Origin of the sequence: uncultured Cocleimonas sp. (assembly GCF_947495625.1) — a bacterium.
GTDB lineage: Bacteria > Pseudomonadota > Gammaproteobacteria > Thiotrichales > Thiotrichaceae > Cocleimonas.
The window spans coordinates 1-21,866 of sequence record NZ_CANLZW010000044.1; the positions used below are offsets into that span (position 1 = coordinate 1).

Genomic DNA, 21,866 nt, shown 5'->3' on the forward strand with positions numbered 1-21,866 from the left:
TGTTTGTTTGTTTGTTTGTTTGTTTGTTTGTTTGTTTGTTTGTTTGTTTGTTTGTTTGTTTGTTTGTTTGTTTGTTTAATCAAACCTTAGCAGCTAAACGTTTCTCCAACGGCATTCTTACTAACCAGAAAATACTTGCCAATATAACGCCCACAAAAAGTATCCCGCCAATATTGACCGATTCCCATCCAAACTTGTTTTGGAAAACACCTGCCGATAATGATGCAATCGTTACCATCGAGAACACCATAAAATCATTTAACGCTTGTGACTTTGCTGCCTCTTCAGGTTTATAGGTTTCAGTTAATAGCGTCGATGCCCCAATAAATAAGAAATTCCAGCTAATACCGAGAGCTATCAAAGCTACCCAAAAGTGCCAGACTGATGTACCAGATAGATTTATCACAGTGCATATCAGTGCCAATATTGCGCCTATTATCATGACTTTAATGACACCAACCTTTTGAATGATCGTTCCGGTAAAGAAAGAAGGCGCGAACATCGCAAGAACATGCCACTGAATCACAAAAGCGGTTTGATCAAATGCATGTTGGTGGTGATGCATCGCTAATGGTGTGGCGGTCATAACATAAGTCATAACGCCATATCCCAACATACCGCAGATTACCGCCACAATATAGGTAGGCTGTATAGCGATCTGTTTTAATGGGCGACCTGTATGTTGTAAATCAGATATAGAAGCTGGTGGTAACTTAATGAAAAACAACACAATAAAAATTATAACGTAAAGCCCTGTGACGTATACAAAACCACCAACAAAAGGTATTAGTTCAATCATACCTCTACCAAAGTTTGCTAGATTTGGGCCGATAAATGCCGCAATCACACCGCCGACCATCACATAAGAGATTGCCTTAGCACGATTACTTACTGCGACCACATCAACAGCGGCAAAACGAAAATACGTACCGAATCCATTAAAAATACCAATCAAAAATGAGGCAACAGCGAACAACCAGAAATTAGTGGTAAATACCGCATACACAGCCAAACAACCGCCTGTAATCCCAAACAAACTGCCAAACATAAAACCAGCACGTCTTCCCCATTTACCCATCAGTAATGACGCTGGGATGCTGGTTAACATCTGCGCCAGAAACTGTAACGACAATGGTAGGGTAACCAGTATTTTATCATCCGTTAAGGTCAGACTTACCAAGGCAGATGCCGTTATCAATAACGATGAACCACTCATCAATAAGGCCTGACAAATGGCCAGCAAATACACGGAAAATGGCATTTTATCTGTGCTTATTAGTGCGCTCATAGCTAAAGTTTTTTTCAGAAACGAAGTGCCACACCATAGAGGGTATGCGATACTCCGTCCATTCTATTTTTTCGATATAAGGATTTAATTAAATGGCTGATAACCGTCCTGTGCAACGCGCATTATTAAGTGTTTCTGACAAAACTGGTTTGTTAGAATTTGCCAAAAACCTGCATGCTAAAGGCATCGAGCTTCTTTCTACAGGTGGCACCGCAAAACTACTGGCTGATAATAATGTGCCTGTAATTGAGGTTTCAGACTACACAGGTTTTCCTGAAATGATGGACGGCCGTGTTAAAACACTACACCCCAAAATACACGGTGGTATTCTCGCTCGCAGAGGAACTGACGATGCTGTGATGCAACAACACGACATCACACCTATAGACCTTATCGTTGTTAATTTATACCCATTTGCTGAAACAATCGCTAAAGAAGATTGTAGTTTTGAAGATGCGATTGAAAACATCGATATCGGCGGTCCAACAATGGTTCGTGCCAGCGCGAAAAACCATGCACATGTCACTATCGTTGTGAATCCATCAGATTACGCGACTGTAGAGAAAGAGCTTGAAGAAAATAACGGAAGTATTTCTAAAGACACTCGTTTCAAGCTAGCTACTAAAGCCTTCGAACACACTGCTGGCTATGATGGCATGATCGCGAATTACTTAGGTAAAATCGTTGAGAATGGCGAGCCTAAAGGTTTCCCTTCTACTTTTAATACACAGTTTAAACTCGCACAAACAACACGTTACGGTGAGAACTCACATCAGTCTGCAGCTTTCTATGTTGAAGAAAATCAACACGAAGCGAATATTGCCACATCAAAACAGTTACAAGGCAAGGAACTATCTTACAACAATATTTCTGATACCGATGCTGCTTTAGAATGCGTTAAGCAGTTTGATAAAGAAGCTGCTTGTGTCATCGTAAAACATGCAAACCCTTGTGGAGTTGCAACCGGAGATAACATTCTGGAAGCGTACGAACGTGCATTTAGCACAGACCCGGAATCAGCGTTCGGTGGCATTATCGCGTTTAACAAAGAGTTGGATGAAAAGACTGCTCAAGCGATTATCGATAAGCAATTCGTAGAAGTAATTATTGCACCAAGTGTATCTAACGCAGCAAGCGAAGCAGTAAGCAGCAAAGAAAATGTTCGTTTACTTGAATGCGGTAGCTTTACAGAATCAATCGCTCGTTTAGATTTTAAACGCGTCAATGGCGGTTTATTAGTACAAGATGCTGATTTACAACTTTATGAAAAACTTGAAGTAGTGACAAAACGCAGCCCGACTGATGAAGAGATGCGTGATCTTTTGTTTGCCTGGAAAATTGCCAAATTTGTTAAATCAAATGCAATCGTCTATGCAAAAAATCAAATGACTATCGGTGTTGGCGCTGGCCAAATGAGCCGTATTAATTCAGCACGTATTGCGGGTATTAAAGCCGAACACGCTGAGCTAACAGTAACAGATTCTGTTATGGCTTCTGATGCCTTCTTCCCTTTCCGTGATGGTATTGATGCCGCAGCAGATGCAGGTATTGCTGCTGTCATCCAACCCGGTGGATCTATGCGTGATGCAGAAGTGATTGCAGCCGCTGATGAAGCTAACATGGCAATGGTGTTTACTGGAATGCGTCATTTCAGACATTAATAAAAAACTGCCCATAAGTGGGGGGGTGTGTTTAAGTTTTGATATAACAATTATCGATAACTGTTTGAATTAAAAACCCTTTCCAAATCATAAAAAAAGCAGAGTTAATACTCTGCTTTTTTTATGCCTTAAATTAGCTTATTTATATTAGCTTACTTTGCTTAAGCTAAATTAAGTCAACTTAAAGTAGAGACCAACTTACCGATCTCGTTTATGTGCAGCTTCGATAGCTTCTGCCATTTCTTTCTCAACCTCAGCATCGAACTCACCAATATCTTCTTCATTGTAAGTGCCAGCTAACGGGTCATTATAGACATCAATATCTAACTTACCCTCACTTTTAGCCACTACCGTAGAAACGGTTGCATCGCCTGAAACGTTAACGGCGGTTCTAATCATATCCATGAGACGATCCACACCAAGGACTAAACCGATACCTTCTACAGGTAAACCAACCTGGGTAAATACCATCGACAGCATGATTAAACCAACACCCGGTACACCGGCTGTTCCTATTGAGGCCAGCACTGACATCAAAATAACGGTTAAATAGCCACTCATTCCCAGTTCAACATTATAGACATTGGCAATAAACACGGTGGCAACACCCTGCATAATGGCTGTTCCATCCATATTGATGGTTGCACCAAATGGAACGGTAAAGGAAGCGACTGAGTTATTCACACCGAAGCGTTCAGTCACTGTTCTCATCGTTACAGGAATAGTCGCATTAGAACTTGCCGTACTAAAGGCGAATACCTGAACATTCCTGATCTTCTTCAAGAACATGGCGGGACTCAAACCGGAAAAAACCTTAAGCACAATCATTAACGTGATAAACAGATGGAACATTAATGCGCCAACTAATACCAAGACATAACCGGCTAATGAAGCTAACAGGTCTAGACCTAAGGTAGCGACTGCTTTTGCAATCAACGCGAATACCGCATAAGGAGCAACTGCCATGACGATGTTAACCATCTTCATCATGATTTCATTGGCAATCTCTGCACCTTCTACAAAGGGTTTGGCTTTTCGACCTACCAATAGCATGCTAATGCCCAATAGAATCGAGAAGAATATCAGCGGCAACATATCACCCTGTGCCATTGATTTAACAGGATTCGTTGGAATGATATCGATCAAAACTTGCGTCAATGGAGGAGATTCTTTACCCGTAAAAGCCGCGGCAGAATCTACATTCATACCTTTACCAATACCGAAACTAACCGCGATGATGATTGCAGTAGCAATCGCGATAGCAGTAGTCATCATATAAAGCGCAAATGATTTACCGCCGACTCGACCCAGCATTCTGATATCGCCAATACCACAAACACCACATATCAAGGAGAAGAATACTAACGGTACAACGAGCATTTTAAGGGCGTTAACGAACATCTTGCCAACGACATGAAACAATCCATTAACGATATAAGTGTCGACAAACGAATTTGAAATCAAACCTGTGAGATTAAGAATTAACCCCACTATGATCCCCAGAGCCATGCCCAACAGTACTTTTACCGTCAGACTCATTTTTTTCTGTTCACTCATAAATATCTCTCCATACTAATTAAAAACTGATAAAAAAACTTAACCGTTCCTCCTAGTAAATAAGACTATTTTTATTATTTTTTAATGGCATTCCTCAATACAATTAAAAAAAGTGTAGTACAGATAATCTGTGTTGGTATGCAAAATAATAAAATTATAAATTTAGTATTTTGAACCAAATAATTTCTCGTCATAAAAACGCTTTAATTTAATAACCATGAATTATTTAACTTATCTTGTTAGTTTGGTTTTTCTTTGTGAAAATACAGCAATCTAAAAATCAGGGTTTATTATGTACATGTCCATTGCATTAGCACTTCACGTTATCACTGTAGTCATTTGGGTTGGAGGAATGTTTTTTGCACATCAGGCATTACGTCCGGCAGCAGTATCTACCTTAGAACCTCCATTAAGATTGCGCCTTTGGGTTGCCACCTTTAAACGTTTTTTCCCTTGGGTGTGGCTCTGTGTAGTCGTTGTTTTAGTCACGGGACTATGGATGATGACGCAATTCCCTAAAGCTATTTATATTCACAGCATGATGGGATTGGGAATAATCATGATGTTTATATTTATGCACGTGTTTTTTGCGCCATACAACAAACTAAAGAAAGCCGTGGCTGCAGAAAACTGGCCAGAAGGTGGCAAAGCATTAGGTCAGATTAGAATGCTCGTTGGTATTAATACCGTGATCGGTATTTTGACGATTATCATTGCTACCGCAGGTAAATTCTTTCAGTAACAATCTTTATGATTCTTACTGAAACATAAGAATTTCTAAATAAGAATTGAATCAGCCCCCTACTTTGGGGGCTTTTTTATGGGCGATTAGCAAAATCAGAATGAAAACTTTTAGAGATTACTAGAGCGGAGCTTTACTATGAGAGTGAATCTAATAGAGATTTACTGAGTGATTAATAGCACTATTAATAGCGTATTGAATCTGAGTTTTTTAGATTTTCACTCAAAAACAGTAGGAAGGTATGTTACCCCCCCTACTTTAAGGTCTTTTTTACACTTATTCTTAACTGTACATAGCTGTACTTAGCTGTACTTAAACTGCTTTAAGAAGCTTTTGGCTTATCCGATTGATTCCCTGACTTATTGCGAGGATTCTTTCCTTTGTAACCGCCACCGCCTTTGCGTGGCTTACCAGAGAATTTCTGACCAGGTTTGTTACCGTTATTATTTGGTCTTTGTGGTACACGATCACGGGTAATACGCTTACGTGGTTTCAAATCATCAGCGAGTAATTCTGCAGTTACACTCGCCATCTCTATCGACATACCGATGTATTCTTCGATTTCAGGTAAGTAGAAGGCAGTGTCTTCACAAGCAAAACTGTGTGCTTCACCCGATGCACCTGCACGTGCGGTACGACCAATACGATGCACATAATCTTCAGCGATTTGAGGTAAATCATAATTGAAAACATGCGATACATCATCAATGTGCAATCCACGCGCGGCTACATCTGTAGCAATCAGTACCTGATGCTTGCCTGCTGCAAATTCTTTTAGCAAACTCTGACGTTTGTTCTGGCGCACATCGCCCGAAATAAGTACTGCCTGAATATCATTGCCGCGTAAGAAATCATCAATGGTTTCAGCATTACGCTTGGTATTTACAAAAACAATCGCACGCTCTGGCTTTAATTTTTGAATCAAACCAATCAAAAGCGGGATTTTTTCATCGTTAGATGGGTAGTACACATACTGTGCAATTTTCTTGGTATTAACTGCTTCGGCTTTTATTTCCAGTTTTTCAGGCTGGTTCATGTGCTCGTAGGATAATTCCATGACACGATGCGACAGCGTCGCAGAAAACATCATGCTGAGACGTTTTTCAGGTTTCGGCAAACGTCTCAATAAAAAGCGGATATCCTGAATAAAACCAAGATCGAGCATACGGTCAGCTTCATCAAGCACTAAACCCTGACATTCATGCAGGCTAAATACCTTTTTCTTCCAGTAATCAATAATGCGGCCTGGTGTTCCAATCAGAACATCAACACCTGCCTCTATGGCTTTTTGTTGTTGGTCATAGCCCGTGCCACCGTATGCCAAGGCAATTTTTAATTCGGTATTCTTACTGAGCGCTTCAGCGTCTTTAGCAATCTGAATCGCTAGTTCACGCGTTGGTGCAAGTATCACAAAACGCACCTGAGATTGATTGCGGTTATTCTTATTCGGTTTTGGGTGTTTGATTAAATGTTGAAACGCCGCTAGTAAAAATGCCGCTGTCTTGCCGGTTCCTGTTTGAGCCTGACCGGCGATATCTCTGCCTTCGAGACTGATTGGCAAGGTTTTAGCCTGAATGGGCGTACAATATTCAAAGCCCATCTCACTGATTGCTGACTTTAATTCTGGCAGTAATGGCAAATCTGCAAATTTGACATCACTTAAATGTGTTTGGTGTAGGTCTACTGTTTCGCTTTCTGTCGTATTTTCTTTCGTATTATTCATTTATTATTTCTATGTTATGAAAGCTCTAATCAACATGATTGAACTTTCCTTATGCGAGCCACGATAGTTGCATAGCTTCTAGCACAGGTTTAGTGTCCGGCATCTTAGTACGCCAGATTGAAAATGATTCCGCGGCTTGCTCAACTAACATCCCCAGCCCGTTCATTACTTTAGCAGCACCATGATCTTCGCACCAAAATTCAAATGCAGTTGGTCTACCTCCGTACATCATATCATAACAATGCACTCCTGACGCTAAACAGCTTTCGGGGATCGGCGGCATGATTCCTTGAAGACTAGCCGCTGTGCCATTGATGATTAAATCGTATTCGCCTTCGATGTCATTGAAGCCGCCACCCGCCAAATCACACACAGGCGAATTCTGTTGGGCTAATTCCTGCATATCAGCGACTAATTCTGTAGCGCGTTCCGGGGTGCGATTGGCAATAAATATCTGACTCGGCAATTGCATTAATAACGGCTGTAGAATGCCTCTGACTGCACCACCTGCTCCAAGGATTAAAATACGTTTTCCCTGTATCTGGCTGTAATGATTTTCTACCAGATCACGAACCAAACCAATTCCATCGGTATTGGTGCCATAGATAGTGCCATCTTCTCTAAATACCAAGGTATTTACGGCTCCCGCTTTTTTGGCGTAATCACTTAATTCATCTGCCAATTCCCACGCTTCCTGTTTGAAGGGTACGGTTACATTAAGACCCATTCCTCCACCTTTACGAAAAGCTTCAACCGTCTCTTTGAATTCATCTGTGGGTGATAGCAATGCTTCATACATGATATCTTCATCCGCTTGTTGCGCGAACATCTGATGAATCTGCGGTGATTTGCTGTGAGCGATAGGGTTACCGATAACGGCGTATTTATCCATTTGTGTGAATCCTGTGTGTCATTCTCAAGTCAATCATGGGTTCTAATTAACTTTTGATTAATGTGTGAGAATTTACACCCCCCCACTTTTAGGCCTTTTTTCAGAAGTGTATAAAAAACTGCCTAAAAGTGGGGGGGTGACTTTGAATTAATTAAATATACTGGTTTTGCTAATTTAGTGTCTTATAGATCTAACTAGCGCGATTTAGTTCTGTTTTAAATGAATAACTGGAATGATTAAGTTTTCTTTAACCAGTTAGCTACATCTTTGGCAAAGTACGTCAAAATCCCGTCTGCTCCCGCACGTTTCATTCCAAGCAAGGCTTCCATCACTACCGCTTCTTCATCCAGCCAACCATTGATAGAAGCTGCTTTTAACATCGCATATTCGCCGCTAACTTGGTACACATAAGTTGGCGCTTTGAATTCATCTTTAACACGTCGCACGATATCCAGATAAGGCATGCCTGGTTTTATCATTACCATGTCTGCGCCTTCCTGTAAATCCAGCGCAACTTCATAAAGTGCTTCATCGCTGTTCGCAGGATCTTGCTGGTAGCTGTATTTATTGCCACTTCCTAAATTACCCGATGAGCCAACGGCATCTCTAAAGGGTCCATAAAATGCAGAAGCGTACTTAGCAGAGTATGCAAGAATTCGAGTATTGGTATGACCCGCTGCTTCTAATGCTTCACGTATTGATCCAATGCGTCCATCCATCATATCTGACGGTGCAACCACATCGGCACCCGCATCGGCATGTGAAACTGCTTGCTTGACTAAAACTTCAACCGTTTCATCATTCATGATGTAGCCGTAGGCACTCATCAATCCATCCTGCCCATGCGAAGTAAATGGATCAAGCGCGACATCAGTAATCACACCTAAGTCAGGTGCTGCCAATTTGATTGCTCGAACCGCGCGTTGTGCAAGTCCATCTGGATTATAAGCTTCTTCCGCCAAATCAGATTTTTTGCTGTCACCAACTACAGGGAAAATCGCCATCGCAGGAATACCTAAGGCAGCCACTTCTTTTGCTTCTTCAGCAAGAAGATCTAGCGTTAAGCGATCTACGCCTGGCATCGAGGCTACAGCTTCACGGGTATTTTCACCCTCAATAACAAAAACAGGATAGATTAAGTCATCAGTCGTCAGTGTGTTTTCACGCATTAAACGTCGCGAAAAATCATCACGACGCATACGTCGCATTCTTGAATTGGGGAATGAACCAGTGGTAATTGGCATAGTAAAACTCTTCCAGCTTATTTTTTAACTAACCTAGAATTAATCCTAGGGTTGATCAGCTTTTCGTTGAAGTTGAAAAGGATGACAGGCTAAATCAATGAACGGTTTGCGACATCTCGTAATCCATCAATTCTTCGGCTTCTTCTAATAATTCTTCGTCGGTATATTCTTCATCAGAAACAAACGAAGCGTGATGCATCATTAATCTCCAACCATTTTTTTGAAGGATGTACACATTAGTCGATAAAGCCTGTGAAAATTCTGAATCAATATCATGACTCTCTGCAAATACCTCAGAGACCAAATGTACTGCAATACCATTAATATTGGTACGATTAAGCACATCAATTTTGATCACGGATTCTGCCATTGTAGGTAAGATCTGATCCCAACTTGCAAGCACATCATCTTTGCCCACTAACGGTGTTGAAGACGGATGAATGCAACTGACATTGTCGTCAGCTAGTAACGCTTCCATTAAATCTTTATCGCCCATTTCAAAGGCTGAGTAAAAGGCTGCTTCAGCTTCATCAGCTGTCGCAAAGTAGTATTCTGAATTCTGTTTAGTCATAAGTGGATAATACATCAAAGTTTATTAAAGATTAAGGAATCTCTAATGTACTAGTCCTATATTTATAACAAACTTAGCGCCACTATTATTATTAGATATTTCAGTAGATTGATCACTAGTAGCTACTTCATGATTCTCTATAGTTCCGTTAGAGGCTTTAAGAATGGATTCAATAATTCCCAAGCCCAAACCAGTACCACCTGTTTCTCGTTTGGTAGTAAAAAATGGTGTGAAAATCCGATTACGATTCGCTTCTGAAATACCTTTACCGTTATCGTGAAATGAAATGGCTATTCGATTTTTATCAGTGGCAGATATGCTTGAATCTATATCAATTTCTGTTGCACCATGCTGCAAACTATTATCAACCAAATTACTGATCACACTTTGCAATGACGATTTACCGATACTCACCTGTTTATCCAGTTCCAGACCTGAATAGTTGAATTGTATGTTCTCGTCAGCGTAACGTGACTCAATGGCTTTCATGCAATCAAGTAAATTGGTTGACTCTGCACTCCCTTGCAAAGAGTCCGCACGTGCCTGTTCTAACAAACGATTAACCAGGCGCTTCAGGCGTTCCGTGTCATCCTGTAGGTTATTGATAAAGCGCTGATGTTGTTCCTTTGGCATGTCATCGCCATGTTCTTGCAACAACTCCAAAGAGCCCTGCATAGATGTAAGCGGCGTTTTGAACTCATGCGACACATGTGAAGCAAACTGCTGAATATATTGCGAACGTTCGTGTAACGTTTGTGACATCTTGGCGAAACTATTCGATAACTTTGAAAGCTCATAGGTACCGGGTTGTTTTAATACTTCAACCGTTTCACTTTCTCCACTGGTTACTTTTTGTGTTTGTTCGATTAATTCACGAATGGGACGCGATAACCTCGATGAAATAAACAAAACGATCAAGCCCGTTAAACCGAGCAACACCAAGGACAATAAGATGACTTTTTCTTTAATGCTGTACAAGTGTTTGAGGATATTCTGCGGCGTTCGAGAAAGATAGACCACCCCATACACTTGCCCCTGATCAATTATCGGAAAAGCCGTAAATACGCGAATACCCGTGCCACGACTTAAAGAAGCAATCGACGGTGGTGGCTCATCAGAAATACGCTCACGCAGTACCGCAGCGTATTCACCTTTCAATGCCTGTTGGACTTCTGGAATATCCGCCAGCGACATACCTATTTCACTTCGTCCAGCTACCACCAACCCCTGATTATCCAGAATTCGCATTCCAGCCAAAGTGACTTTTTGTGTACTGAGTAGAATATTTTGCATACGCTCACCCGCAATTTGTGCAGGACTAAGATCAGTGTCTTCAAAACTACTTAATACTAATCTGGCTTGAGGACGGCGCGGTAATATCTTTTGTTTAGATAGATCGAGTTGTGGCTCTACCGGCGTGTAGACACCATTATCCTGAGGATTATTATGTCCAATAAACTCACGATACAGCGAAGAGAAAACAGCAGATTGAGTGATTAATTCTACCTCGGTTTTTTGCACTAATACATTTTCGTAAAACCGAAAGAAGTACAAACTCCCTAATGGCAACAGTAATACCGAGAGCATCACCATCAGCAAGATGGTGCGTAAGCGGAAGAGTTTTCTCACTCGTTGTTTAGCGTCTATTCGCATTAATTGACTATTCTTAGAGCGACTTTATTCACAAGCACTCAAACGATAACCCACACCGTGTTGAGTCTCGATAATTTTATGACAACCCACCTCAGAGAATTTAGAGCGGATATGGCGGATATGACTATCAATCGTGCGGTCACTGACAAACACATTGTATTGATACGAACCCTGCATTATGGCATCGCGACTGAAAACACGTTTTGGCTGTTTTAGCATTTGTGCCAGCATCGCAAATTCTGTTGCGGTCAATGAAACCGCAATTTTATCCCACCAAAGCGCGTGCTGTTCTGTATCTAATACCAACTTACCGTGAGTCAGCGTTTTATCATCCGTTTGAGGCTGAGGCTGTATAGCCTGCGTTCGTTTAAGTATCACATTAATTCTGGCAACCAGTTCACGTGGGCTAAACGGTTTGGTGACGTAATCATCACCGCCAATCTCCAGACCAAGAATCCGATCGATCTCTTCATCGCGTGAGGATAAAAACAAGATAGGGACTTCAGAGGTTTTACGAATCTCTCGACAACATTCAAGACCATCCATTTCTGGCATATTGATATCCAGCACGATCAAATCAGCCGGAGAATCGGTATAACTTTGTAGTGCCTGTCTGCCATCGTTTGCCGTAGTCACAGACATTTCAGCCTTTTCCAGCGCAAATGTAATTACTTCGCGAATATGTGGATCATCATCTACAACCAATATTTTTTTCTGAGTCATTGTTTATATATTCTATTTAGTGAAGTTCTTTATTGCCTACAATTATTGCTTAAAATTCGTTAATTAGTATCAGCGCCTACAAACGCAAATATTCATCAGGGTTAACGAAAAACGTGCGCTTCCAGGCTTGCTTCTGTTTTGCATCATACTTCCAGACCTGAGGATACATGCTTTTAATCGAATAGTGTAAATGCGGCGATTTACCGGCTGCATTTCCTGACGTACCCACCGAACCGATTTGCTGACCTGCATCGACAAAACCAAATCGTCTTTTGGAGCTGTCTTTTAAATGTGCGTAATAATGAAAACGCCATTTTGGACCCAGCATAAACACCACATTGCCACCCATGGAAATTTTACCGTTGTATAGGATAAAACCACCTGTAGATGCTTTGACTGGTGTTCCTTCTTTAGCGAAGATATCGATGCCTTTATGTGTTCTGGATTTACCCCATGGGTAATACCAAAAAGATTCGGAATTCCAATCCTTTGGCGACGCATTCTCGACGGGTATCTTGCGTTGCTCTGGCAACACAAAACCAAAGCTGAATATAACAAGTAGCATGATAAAGATTTTATTGATCAGTGAAAAGTTCATGCTGTTAGTAAAACACCATGAATTGCATATATAGCGAATGAAATGTGCAGATATGGTGCAAATCACAGCTCGATCTATTCACCGCGAAGAGAGCTTAGGATATGATAACCTAAAGATTTACTAAATTTCATCTAGGTTATATAGGCATTATTTAAGCAATTTCAACAACACCAAATTCAGATTTAACATTGCACACCGACAATTCCTTACGGAATTTACGATGGACTTTTCTGGCTCTTGGTGAGCCTAGAAAAGCCACCCCCCTACTTATGAGCACTTTTTTATGAGTACAAATACATCATCAAACACAAATACTCTATCTGATTATAAAATAGGTTTTATCGGTTTAGGTCTTATGGGTAAACCCATGTGTTTAAATCTACAAAAGGCTGGTGCAGAACTTATCGTTCACAACCGAAGCCAGCAAGTGGTTCATGAGCTTAGCCAGCAATCTAACATTACCGCAGCTAAATCTGCTGCTGAAGTGGCTTCACAAACTAACATCATCATATTAATGCTTTCAGATACTAATGCTTTGGAAACAGTAATTTTTGGTGACAATGGCTTATTTGACTCTCTTCAAAAAGGTTCTTTAGTCATTGATATGGGCACTTCTGCCGTTACTAAAACACGCGCATTTGCAAATAAACTGAAAACTATTGGCGTTGACTATATAGATGCACCCGTCTCAGGTGGGGAGCTCGGAGCAATAAACGCCAGCTTAGTCATAATGGCAGGAGGTTCTGATGTATCTATCGAAAAGGCTAAACCGATCTTTGATGTATTAGGTAGTTCACTGGTACACATCGGTGACGTAGGAACAGGTCAGGTAACTAAAGCCGCCAATCAGGTTATCGTAGGCTTAAATATAGGCGCTGTTGCAGAAGCGCTAACTTTAGCCAAACAAGCTGGCGCGGATATTTCCAAAGTACGTGAAGCATTGATGGGAGGTTTTGCAGCATCACGTATATTGGAATTACACGGTCAGCGTATGATTGATGAAACATTCGAACCGGGTGGGAAAATCACAACACAGCACAAAGATCTGACACAAGCCTTAGAGTTAGCGGCTGAATACGATCAATCATTACCTGCTACAAAATTAAACCGATCGTTGTATCAAAATCTTATTAATGATGGCAAAGGCGACCTAGATCATAGCGCCTTATTTTTAGCTTACAAACAATCGAGGTTGCTTCAAAATGACGACAAATAAACCCAGCGTTCTTGTAACGAGAGAACTCCCAAAAGCTGTTGAAGAGCGTTTAACAAGAGATTTTGATGCTCGTTTAAATGCAGATGATAAAATATATTCAAGTGAGGAACTCATTGAGTTAGCTGCAGGGGTGACAGCAATCATTCCATGCCATACCGAAAAGCTTAGCGCTGAAGTTATCCAGCAACTGCCAGATACTGTTAAGGCTATCTGTAGCTTTTCAGTTGGGTATGATCATATTGATCTTGAAGCAGCAAAAGCCAGAAACATTATTGTTACAAATACTCCCGATGTATTAAATGATGCAACTGCAGAAATAGCGATGTTGCTGTTACTGGGTGCAGCACGAAGAGCCTATGAGGGTGAACATCAGATACGTACGGATAGCTGGGCAGACTGGGGAGCTACTTTTCAATTAGGCAAACAGGTTACAGGTAAGAAACTAGGTATTCTAGGCATGGGACGGGTTGGACAAATCATGGCAAGGCGCGCTCGTGGTTTTGATATGGAGATTCATTACTTCAACCGTAAACGTTTAGCACCAGAACTAGAATTAGGCGCGATTTATCATGATAGTGTGGAAGCGCTTCTTCCACATTGTGAATTTTTATCCATCCATTGTCCCGCAACACCCGAAACTCATCATTTGATTAACGCCGAACGCATAGCACTTCTTCCCGATAATTCAGTTGTTATTAATACCGCTCGTGGCGCAGTGGTTGATGATGATGCTTTAATATCTGCACTTAAATCAGGAAAATTATTTTCAGCCGGATTAGATGTTTTTAATAACGAACCAAATATTGATCCTCGTTATAAAGAATTGAATAACACTTTCTTATTACCACACATTGGAAGTGCCACTGAAGAAACACGGGATCAGATGGGATTTCGTGCTCTGGATAATCTAGATGCCATAGTAGCTGGATTGGAACCTAAAGATAGACTTGCTTAAACAGAAGTAGCAAGCATCAAATATTTATTATTAAAAAACTGATTTTTTTTTAAAAAAGAACTATATTCCAGATGACGTGCACGTTTATACAACCAATACATTATTGTATACAACTTAAATCGTTTGAGAATATGATAACCGTATAAAAACAAATAAAGACCTTAGGAGAAAAAAATGGAACAAGATTCAAAGAAAAATGTGGCTGATACAGCACAAACAGAAACAACAAGCACTCGCCGTAAATTTCTAAAAAGTAGCGTCGCAGCTGCTGGTGCAGCTGCTGTAGGTTTCCCTATGATTTCATCAGCCGCTTCTCACTCAAAACCAGTAGTCCTTAAACTGCAGGGTGCCTGGGGTGGCGGTATCTTTAAAGAGTATGCCGTAGACTACGTTAGACGAGTCAACGAAATGTCAGGCGGATCATTAAAAATTGATTATCTTGACGTTGGTGCCGTTGTAAAAACTGCCGAAATGCAAACTGCAGTTTCTAAAGGCGTTATTGATGGTGCTCATCTTGTTACTGCATACTGGTACAGTAAAAATGCTGCGGCCTCATTATTTGGCACGGGACCTTGCTGGGGCTGGACTGCTAACCAGCTATTAGGCTGGATTGCTTATGGTGGCGGTCAACAACTGTATGATGAATTGATGACTGATATTCTACAATTGGATATCGTTGGTTTCTTCTCAGGCCCTATGCCTGCACAACCACTTGGCTGGTTCAAAAAAGAAATTAGCTCAGTAGCTGACATGAAAGGCCTCAAGTACCGTACTGTTGGACTTGCTGCAAATGTTATGCAAGAAATGGGTATGTCTGTTGTACAACTTCCCGGTGGTGAAATTCAGCCAGCAATGGAACGCGGATTGATAGATGCTGCTGAATTTAATAACCCGACTTCGGATAAAGATTTTGGTATGCAAGACGTTGCCAAAAACTACTACCTCGCTAGCTTCCATCAATCTCAAGAGTCTTTCGAGATCATCTTTAACAAGAAGAAGTACGAATCTCTTTCTGCAGAACATAAAGCTATTCTTAAGTATGCTGCTGAAGCGGCTTCTGCTGATATGTCATGGAAAGCACAGGATCGTTATTCTAATGACTTGGTAGCGCTAGAAAAAGAGCATGGTGTAAAGGTTCACCGAACACCAAATGACATTATGCTAGCTCAACTAGAGGCGTGGGATAAGGTTCTACCAAAGTTTATGAAAGATCCATATTTTGCAAAAGTCGTAGAGTCTCAAAAAGCATGGATGAAGCGAGTTGGTGCGTTTGAGCTGACCAATGCTCCTGACTACGAAGGCGCTTACAACCACTATTTCAAGTAAGCTTTATTCGGTACATTTTGGGTTTCATCCAATTTGTATATGTAAAATCACAGACGGCACAGTTAGTGCCGTCTGTTTATAACTCCCCTATTGGCTTGTTTATCTTAGCCTCGTCAGGGCAAGTATACATTCAACTTTTATTTGAAGATCACTATGAATTCTATTCTTTTCTTTATTGATAATATAAGTGCATGGTTTGGTAAAATGTTTGGCTGGTGCATTATGGTACTGACTTTTGCCACAGTTTATGAAGTCTTTATGCGCTATGTTTTAAATGCTCCAACTACCTGGGCATTTGATATGAGTGTACAAATGTATGGCGCTCTATTTATGATGGCAGGTGCCTACACTTTGTCGCGTAATGGTCATGTACGTGGCGATGTAATTCATCGATTACTCCCAATAAAAGTACAGGCCGGGATAGATTTGTTTCTCTATATAATCTTCCTTTTACCCGGCGTATTCGCACTAATATGGTACGGATGGGACTTCGCAGCCGATTCCTGGCGTTATAAAGAAGTGAGTTGGAGTAGCCCATCGCGCACCCAGATATACTTCTTCAAAACCTTGATTCCAGTTGCTGGATTTCTAGTATTACTCCAGGGAATCGCTGAGATTTTACGCTGTATATCCTGCATACGCACCGGTGAATGGCCACCACGTCTGCATGATGTCGAAGAGACAGAAACAATGCTTGCACATAAAGAAGAGGATTTTTCTGAAATAGAAGATGAAATGAGAAGTGAAATGAATAGTGGAGGTTCAAAATGACTGATCCACAAATTGCAATTTTAATGTTGGTGCTGTTTATCGGCATCGTACTTCTCGGTTTCCCCATTGCATTTACTTTGATAGCAATGGGCCTAGGCTTTGGTTATTACGCATATGCCAAAGAAGACCAATGGGAACATATATTCCAAAACAATATTTTCGATTTATTTGTCTCTAATACCTTCTCGGTCATGTCCAATGAGGTATTAGTCGCCGTCCCCCTCTTCTTATTTATGGGGTACGTCGTTGAACGCGCAAATATTGTAAATCGCCTATTTTTCAGTATTCAGATAGCAACACGCCATGTACCCGGCTCGATGGCGATTGCGGCACTTGCAACCTGCGCCATATTCGCAACAGCAACTGGTATTGTTGGAGCTGTCGTAACGCTAATGGGTTTATTAGCTTTCCCGGCAATGATGAAGGCAGGTTATGATAAAAAACTGGCTTCGGGCGTTATCTGTGCTGGCGGCACATTAGGTATTTTGATTCCTCCCAGCATTATGCTGATTGTTTATGCAGCAATCGCCCAGGTCTCACCAGTACGTTTATATGCAGCAGCGCTATTTCCTGGAATCATGCTAGCCAGCATGTATATGATGTACGTTGTTGTTCGAGCAACGATTAACCCAAGTTTAGCGCCTAAACCAAAAGAAGAAGATGTTCCATCGATTGGAATTATTCTGTGGCAATTGCTTACCTCGTTTGTACCCTTATTCGTATTGATTCTGGGTGTATTAGGATCCATTCTGGCGGGTGTAGCAACCCCAGCTGAAGCAGCAGGTGTTGGATCATTAGGTGGTTTGATTCTAGCAGGCTTATATAGGTCATTATCTTGGGAAAGACTCAAGGAAGCAGTCTATCTGACAGCTAGAACGTCAGCAATGGTATGTTGGTTGTTTGTAGGATCATGGACGTTTGCTTCAGTATTTTCGTACCTAGGTGGACATGCCTTGATCGAGCACTGGATTTTGAGTATGGACCTTGGACCGATTCAGTTCTTGATAATTGCTCAGTTAATTATTTTCTTCTTGGGATGGCCACTAGAGTGGAGCGAAATCATTATCATTTTTGTTCCAATTTTTCTGCCATTGTTACAGCATTACAATATAGACCCATTATTTTTTGGAGTGTTGGTGGCACTCAATTTACAAACCTCTTTCCTTACACCGCCCATGGCCATGTCCGCCTATTACTTAAAAGGAGTAGCCGGTAAAACAGTCGAGTTGATCGAGATTTTTAAAGGTATCATGCCCTATCTGGTGATCGTGATATTCGCGATGTTCCTGATGTATGTGTTCCCGCAAATTGTATTGTGGTTGCCCAAGTACCTGTTTGGTTAGTGAGAATGATTTGGTAAATAAAATATGAATCTTATTGAAATGAGTGCCACCGCAGCAGCAGCTGCAATTCAACAAGGTCAGGTAACTTCACAAGAGTTAGTTCAAGCCTATGTAGACCAGATTAATGCGTATGATGAAGGAATACAGGCATGGGCGCATTATGATCCTGATTATGCATTATCTCAGGCAAAAGACGCTGACCTTTTAAGAAAGAGTGGACAAACGACAGGACCACTCCACGGCATACCAATAGGTATCAAAGATATTTTTGATACCAAAGATATGCCAACAGAAGACGGAACAGCGATCCATAAAGGCCGTACCCCTGCTTATGACGCTAGTAGTGTTGAGTTCCTTCGGATGTCTGGCGCCATCATTATGGGTAAAACCGTAACAACCGAAATGGCAGTTTATACGGCGGGTAAAACCAAGAACCCGCACGATCCTAATCGAACTCCGGGAGGATCATCAAGCGGCTCTGCTGCTGCTGTCGCTTCCAATATGGTACCTCTTGCAATAGGTACACAAACTAATGGCTCAATAATACGTCCTGCATCCTATTGTGGGGTTGTAGGCTATAAACCCAGTCATGGCCTGATTTCACGTTACCGGGTGTTACAGCAATCACTGCGTTTCGACAGTGTGGGTGTATTTGCTCGAGATGTCACAGATGCAGCTTTGATAGCCCAGCAAATGATGGTGTTTGATAAACAAGACCCCGCGATGAAGGCTAGAATGCCTCCCAGACTTTTAGAAACCATAGAACAAGGACCACTGGTACCACCACGCTTAGTCTTTGTAAAAACACCAGCATGGGAAGAGCACGCTGACAATGACATAAAAGAAGGATTCTCAGAACTTGTCGATGCACTTGGCAATTCGGTTGAAACACTGGATTTAACTGATTTACTAAAAGATGTTGTTGAGTGGCATAGGGTCATTATGGAAACAGATATTGCCAAAAGCTTTCAGCGTGAATACAAGCAAGGCAAAAATGTCATGAGTTCTTCATTGCAGGAAATGATAGAACGCGGGCAAAAGAATCTTGCGATTGATTACAATGACGCTGTTGATCATATCAAAGCACTCAATACTGCTCTGGATGAAATAATGTCTGAATATGATGCAATACTGACACCTTCAACTACGGGTGAAGCACCATTAGGGCTGGAATCAACAGGAAGCCCAATTTTTTGCACACCTTGGTCTTTTTGTGGAATGCCAGCGGTCACTTTACCATTAATGCAGGGTTCTAACGGTATGCCACTGGGGGTTCAACTGGTTTCCTCAAAGGGTGATGATGCAAGGCTTCTCAGGACTGCAGACTGGTTGAGCAAGACAGTAAACGACTAAATCAAACGAATTACATGAAGGACAAAGAAAATGAGTAACTTAATATCAGCGGCACTTTCGTTAATAGTAATTACCGCCTTTCTTGGTGGGCTAGCCTACTCGATTTGGGAAAATACAGATGACATCGCTTTCCCCATTATTATTGCCCTAATTTTGGCTATGGTTTACAAAAGCGCTTATGACGAAATTAAATCTGGTCCAAATCATGTTTAGTTCTACCTTACTGGGTAAATCTATTTAACCACGGTTTTTTATAGATCACCCCCCTACTTTTGGTGGTTTTTTTGGATGATAGCTTTATCTACAAAGCTATAAATAATTTTATTCTTTTGCGGCGTGTATTAACTTTTCAGCATTTCTCTGACTGATAGTTGCTAGCAAATCAGCGAATCTCTCTCCCTGTACAACAACGTGTTTACGCATTTCATTTGAAGCCTTCTGAGCATCCCCTGCCTCAATTGCTTTGACTACCTCATTGTGCTCATCAAAGGAACTTTGCATCCGACCTCTCGTTCTGAGTTGTAGTCGACGAAAAGCTTTTAAGCGTCTATGTAATATACCTGACTGTTCTTCAAGAAAAGAATTATGAGCGGCAGTCAGAATTGTTTTATGAAACTTCTCATTTTTATAATAATAATCATCTGTATCACCACTTAAAACTGCATCAGTACAATCCAAGTGAGCTTCACGGATTTTTTCAATATCTTCTTTAGAGGCTCTACGGGCAGCTAATCTTGCCGCCATCGCTTCATACTCACCCATAACATCAAACATTTCAATCAATAGAGTTGGTCCTACTTCTGCAACAAAATTACCCTTATGGGGTCTTTTAACTACCAATCCAGCAGTAGTTAACTGTATTAATGCTTCACGTACAGGTGTTCTTGAAACACCAAAACGCTCAGCTAAGCTTACTTCATCAAGCCGTGTATTTTCTTTGAGTAAACCCGTAATAATTTCTTCTTCAAGTTGACTGCGCAGTATGTTTGCTGGAGATGTCATGCATTTATATTCTCTATAAAACTATTGTTTTGTTACATGGAGTATAGCCAAACCACAAATAATACTAAATATAATTTATTGTATACAACTTCATTGACTATTGTATATTTTGAACTATGCTATCTATCAGTCTATGTTTAAAGATAAAACTTAAGAGGCTATTTTGTTTCTTATTATATTCAAGGAGGAGTACCATGAATTTTTTAAAAGGTGTTTTATTAACGGCTAGCTTTAGCTTAGTTATAAGTGGATCTGTACAAGCTAAAGAATTAAAACTAAGCCATCAATGGTCGACTAAAGACGTTCGACATAAGGTTGCGCAAATGGTAGCGGATGATGTTAAAGCTGCTGGCGTTGATTTATCAATTAAAATTTACCCATCTAAGTCATTATTCAAACCCCGTGAACAATACAACCCTCTTTCTCGCGGCAAAGTAGACATGATTGTTCTTCCCTTAAGCTATGCTGCTGGACAACAACCTGCATATAATTTAACACTGATGCCAGGTATGGTAAAAAACCATGATCACGGAGCTCGACTTACCAGCTCTCCTTTCATGAAAAAGATTGAAGAGTACATGGCTAAAGATGATGTCATGGTATTAGTTCATGGTTATTTGGCAGGTGGATTTGGAGGCAAAGATAAATGTATTACCAGTCCAGCTGATGTCAAAGGCATGCAATTTAGAGCTGCAGGAAAAGCATTCGAACAAATGTTGGCAGAAGCTGGCGCATCTATTACATCAATGGCCTCCTCAGAAATCTATTCTGCGATGCAGACAGGTGTATTAAATGCAGCCAACACATCATCATCAAGCTTTGTTTCATACCGCCTTTACGAACAAATCAAATGCTTTACCCCTGCTGGAGACGTTGCTTTATGGTTTATGTATCAACCGATGTTAATGAATAAAAGCACATTTGAAGGACTTACTGAAGCTCAACAAAAAGCACTTAGAACAGCTGCTGCAAAAGCTCAGGATTTTTATCTTGCTGAGGCTAAAAAAGCAGATGCTGCTTCTGAAAAGACCTTTAGTGATGCTGGTGTGAAAATCGCCAGGATGTCTGAAGAGGACTTTAATGCCTGGAGAGAAATCGCCAAAAAGTCTTCCTATAAAAAATTCGTTGAGCAAACAGAGGGCGGCCAGGAACTACTCGACATGGCACTTGCAGTTGAATAACTGATTATCTTAAGCAACATAATTAATTAGTTATTAATTTATTAGTAGCGTAATTCTATTGCGCTAC

20 protein-coding genes are annotated in these 21,866 nt (G+C 40.9%); 10 read left to right on the forward strand and 10 right to left on the reverse strand.

What is annotated here, in order from left to right; all coding sequences use genetic code 11:
- Positions 1–79 precede the first annotated feature (79 nt).
- Complete coding sequence (locus tag Q1A31_RS18695) at positions 80–1,288, reverse strand: MFS transporter (protein ID WP_299880536.1); 1,209 nt, start codon at positions 1,286–1,288, stop codon at positions 80–82.
- A 92-nt stretch (positions 1,289–1,380) separates the two neighbouring features.
- Here Q1A31_RS18695 and purH point away from each other — a divergent pair, with 92 nt between their 5' ends.
- The gene (gene purH, locus Q1A31_RS18700; RefSeq protein ID WP_299880538.1) at positions 1,381–2,949 is read left to right on the forward strand and encodes a bifunctional phosphoribosylaminoimidazolecarboxamide formyltransferase/IMP cyclohydrolase; all 1,569 of its coding nucleotides are present in this window, start codon (positions 1,381–1,383) and stop codon (positions 2,947–2,949) included.
- A 198-nt stretch (positions 2,950–3,147) separates the two neighbouring features.
- On the opposite strand, the gene Q1A31_RS18705 is transcribed toward purH, so the two are convergent.
- On the reverse strand, positions 3,148–4,506 hold the full coding sequence (locus Q1A31_RS18705) for a dicarboxylate/amino acid:cation symporter (protein WP_299880541.1): 1,359 nt from the start codon (positions 4,504–4,506) through the stop codon (positions 3,148–3,150).
- A 298-nt stretch (positions 4,507–4,804) separates the two neighbouring features.
- On the opposite strand from Q1A31_RS18705, the gene Q1A31_RS18710 reads away from it, so the two are divergent.
- Positions 4,805–5,248 (forward strand): CopD family protein, encoded by a 444-nt coding sequence (locus Q1A31_RS18710; RefSeq protein WP_299880544.1) that lies wholly within the window; start codon positions 4,805–4,807, stop codon positions 5,246–5,248.
- 322 nt (positions 5,249–5,570) lie between these two features.
- On the opposite strand, the gene Q1A31_RS18715 is transcribed toward Q1A31_RS18710, so the two are convergent.
- From Q1A31_RS18715 to Q1A31_RS18745, 7 genes are all read right to left on the reverse strand, one after another.
- On the reverse strand, positions 5,571–6,971 hold the full coding sequence (locus Q1A31_RS18715) for a DEAD/DEAH box helicase (RefSeq protein ID WP_299880546.1): 1,401 nt from the start codon (positions 6,969–6,971) through the stop codon (positions 5,571–5,573).
- Positions 6,972–7,020: 49 nt separating this feature from the next.
- A complete protein-coding gene (aroE, locus tag Q1A31_RS18720; protein ID WP_299880549.1) occupies positions 7,021–7,863 on the reverse strand; it encodes a shikimate dehydrogenase in 843 nt (280 codons plus the stop codon).
- Positions 7,864–8,099: 236 nt separating this feature from the next.
- Positions 8,100–9,107 carry a porphobilinogen synthase gene (gene hemB, locus Q1A31_RS18725; protein WP_299880552.1) on the reverse strand — a complete coding sequence of 336 codons (1,008 nt, stop codon included), beginning with the start codon at positions 9,105–9,107 and terminating at the stop codon, positions 8,100–8,102.
- A gap of 94 nt (positions 9,108–9,201) precedes the next feature.
- Positions 9,202–9,678, reverse strand: a complete 477-nt coding sequence (locus Q1A31_RS18730) for a nuclear transport factor 2 family protein (RefSeq protein WP_299880555.1) — start codon at positions 9,676–9,678, stop codon at positions 9,202–9,204.
- A 42-nt stretch (positions 9,679–9,720) separates the two neighbouring features.
- Positions 9,721–11,331 (reverse strand): HAMP domain-containing sensor histidine kinase, encoded by a 1,611-nt coding sequence (locus Q1A31_RS18735; protein WP_299880558.1) that lies wholly within the window; start codon positions 11,329–11,331, stop codon positions 9,721–9,723.
- A 24-nt stretch (positions 11,332–11,355) separates the two neighbouring features.
- Positions 11,356–12,054, reverse strand: coding sequence for a response regulator transcription factor (locus tag Q1A31_RS18740; RefSeq protein ID WP_299880561.1), 699 nt, complete (start codon positions 12,052–12,054; stop codon positions 11,356–11,358).
- A gap of 76 nt (positions 12,055–12,130) precedes the next feature.
- Positions 12,131–12,652, reverse strand: a complete 522-nt coding sequence (locus Q1A31_RS18745) for a M23 family metallopeptidase (protein ID WP_299880564.1) — start codon at positions 12,650–12,652, stop codon at positions 12,131–12,133.
- A gap of 283 nt (positions 12,653–12,935) precedes the next feature.
- On the opposite strand from Q1A31_RS18745, the gene Q1A31_RS18750 reads away from it, so the two are divergent.
- From Q1A31_RS18750 to Q1A31_RS18780, 7 genes are all read left to right on the forward strand, one after another.
- Positions 12,936–13,868: an NAD(P)-dependent oxidoreductase gene (locus Q1A31_RS18750; protein ID WP_299880566.1), complete on the forward strand. Its 933-nt coding sequence runs from the start codon at positions 12,936–12,938 to the stop codon at positions 13,866–13,868.
- Positions 13,855–14,823: a D-glycerate dehydrogenase gene (locus Q1A31_RS18755; protein WP_299880568.1), complete on the forward strand. Its 969-nt coding sequence runs from the start codon at positions 13,855–13,857 to the stop codon at positions 14,821–14,823. Before Q1A31_RS18750 ends, Q1A31_RS18755 begins: the two co-directional genes overlap by 14 nt.
- A 174-nt stretch (positions 14,824–14,997) precedes the next feature.
- The gene (locus Q1A31_RS18760) at positions 14,998–16,149 is read left to right on the forward strand and encodes a TRAP transporter substrate-binding protein (RefSeq protein ID WP_299880570.1); all 1,152 of its coding nucleotides are present in this window, start codon (positions 14,998–15,000) and stop codon (positions 16,147–16,149) included.
- Between the two features lie 153 nt (positions 16,150–16,302).
- Complete coding sequence (locus Q1A31_RS18765; RefSeq protein WP_131906142.1) at positions 16,303–16,920, forward strand: TRAP transporter small permease subunit; 618 nt, start codon at positions 16,303–16,305, stop codon at positions 16,918–16,920.
- The gene (locus Q1A31_RS18770; protein WP_299880574.1) at positions 16,917–18,263 is read left to right on the forward strand and encodes a TRAP transporter large permease subunit; all 1,347 of its coding nucleotides are present in this window, start codon (positions 16,917–16,919) and stop codon (positions 18,261–18,263) included. The genes Q1A31_RS18765 and Q1A31_RS18770 overlap by 4 nt, the downstream gene beginning before the upstream one ends.
- A 24-nt stretch (positions 18,264–18,287) precedes the next feature.
- The gene (locus Q1A31_RS18775) at positions 18,288–19,616 is read left to right on the forward strand and encodes an amidase (protein WP_299880576.1); all 1,329 of its coding nucleotides are present in this window, start codon (positions 18,288–18,290) and stop codon (positions 19,614–19,616) included.
- Positions 19,617–19,646: 30 nt separating this feature from the next.
- Positions 19,647–19,829, forward strand: a complete 183-nt coding sequence (locus tag Q1A31_RS18780; protein WP_299880579.1) for a hypothetical protein — start codon at positions 19,647–19,649, stop codon at positions 19,827–19,829.
- Positions 19,830–19,937: 108 nt separating this feature from the next.
- Here Q1A31_RS18780 and Q1A31_RS18785 read toward each other — a convergent pair whose 3' ends face one another.
- Positions 19,938–20,618: a GntR family transcriptional regulator gene (locus Q1A31_RS18785; RefSeq protein WP_299880582.1), complete on the reverse strand. Its 681-nt coding sequence runs from the start codon at positions 20,616–20,618 to the stop codon at positions 19,938–19,940.
- 194 nt (positions 20,619–20,812) lie between these two features.
- On the opposite strand from Q1A31_RS18785, the gene dctP reads away from it, so the two are divergent.
- A complete protein-coding gene (gene dctP / locus Q1A31_RS18790) occupies positions 20,813–21,799 on the forward strand; it encodes a TRAP transporter substrate-binding protein DctP (protein WP_299880584.1) in 987 nt (328 codons plus the stop codon).
- Positions 21,800–21,866 lie beyond the last annotated feature (67 nt).

Bases quoted from the DNA above. Each gene is read 5' to 3' on its own strand.
- Q1A31_RS18695 (WP_299880536.1), bottom strand. From the start codon at position 1,288: ATGAGCGCACTAATAAGCACAGATAAAATGCCATTTTCCGTGTATTTG.
- purH (WP_299880538.1), top strand. From the start codon at position 1,381: ATGGCTGATAACCGTCCTGTGCAACGCGCATTATTAAGTGTTTCTGAC.
- Q1A31_RS18705 (WP_299880541.1), bottom strand. From the start codon at position 4,506: ATGAGTGAACAGAAAAAAATGAGTCTGACGGTAAAAGTACTGTTGGGC.
- Q1A31_RS18710 (WP_299880544.1), top strand. From the start codon at position 4,805: ATGTCCATTGCATTAGCACTTCACGTTATCACTGTAGTCATTTGGGTT.
- Q1A31_RS18715 (WP_299880546.1), bottom strand. From the start codon at position 6,971: ATGAATAATACGAAAGAAAATACGACAGAAAGCGAAACAGTAGACCTA.
- aroE (WP_299880549.1), bottom strand. From the start codon at position 7,863: ATGGATAAATACGCCGTTATCGGTAACCCTATCGCTCACAGCAAATCA.
- hemB (WP_299880552.1), bottom strand. From the start codon at position 9,107: ATGCCAATTACCACTGGTTCATTCCCCAATTCAAGAATGCGACGTATG.
- Q1A31_RS18730 (WP_299880555.1), bottom strand. From the start codon at position 9,678: ATGACTAAACAGAATTCAGAATACTACTTTGCGACAGCTGATGAAGCT.
- Q1A31_RS18735 (WP_299880558.1), bottom strand. From the start codon at position 11,331: ATGCGAATAGACGCTAAACAACGAGTGAGAAAACTCTTCCGCTTACGC.
- Q1A31_RS18740 (WP_299880561.1), bottom strand. From the start codon at position 12,054: ATGACTCAGAAAAAAATATTGGTTGTAGATGATGATCCACATATTCGC.
- Q1A31_RS18745 (WP_299880564.1), bottom strand. From the start codon at position 12,652: ATGAACTTTTCACTGATCAATAAAATCTTTATCATGCTACTTGTTATA.
- Q1A31_RS18750 (WP_299880566.1), top strand. From the start codon at position 12,936: ATGAGTACAAATACATCATCAAACACAAATACTCTATCTGATTATAAA.
- Q1A31_RS18755 (WP_299880568.1), top strand. From the start codon at position 13,855: ATGACGACAAATAAACCCAGCGTTCTTGTAACGAGAGAACTCCCAAAA.
- Q1A31_RS18760 (WP_299880570.1), top strand. From the start codon at position 14,998: ATGGAACAAGATTCAAAGAAAAATGTGGCTGATACAGCACAAACAGAA.
- Q1A31_RS18765 (WP_131906142.1), top strand. From the start codon at position 16,303: ATGAATTCTATTCTTTTCTTTATTGATAATATAAGTGCATGGTTTGGT.
- Q1A31_RS18770 (WP_299880574.1), top strand. From the start codon at position 16,917: ATGACTGATCCACAAATTGCAATTTTAATGTTGGTGCTGTTTATCGGC.
- Q1A31_RS18775 (WP_299880576.1), top strand. From the start codon at position 18,288: ATGAATCTTATTGAAATGAGTGCCACCGCAGCAGCAGCTGCAATTCAA.
- Q1A31_RS18780 (WP_299880579.1), top strand. From the start codon at position 19,647: ATGAGTAACTTAATATCAGCGGCACTTTCGTTAATAGTAATTACCGCC.
- Q1A31_RS18785 (WP_299880582.1), bottom strand. From the start codon at position 20,618: ATGACATCTCCAGCAAACATACTGCGCAGTCAACTTGAAGAAGAAATT.
- dctP (WP_299880584.1), top strand. From the start codon at position 20,813: ATGAATTTTTTAAAAGGTGTTTTATTAACGGCTAGCTTTAGCTTAGTT.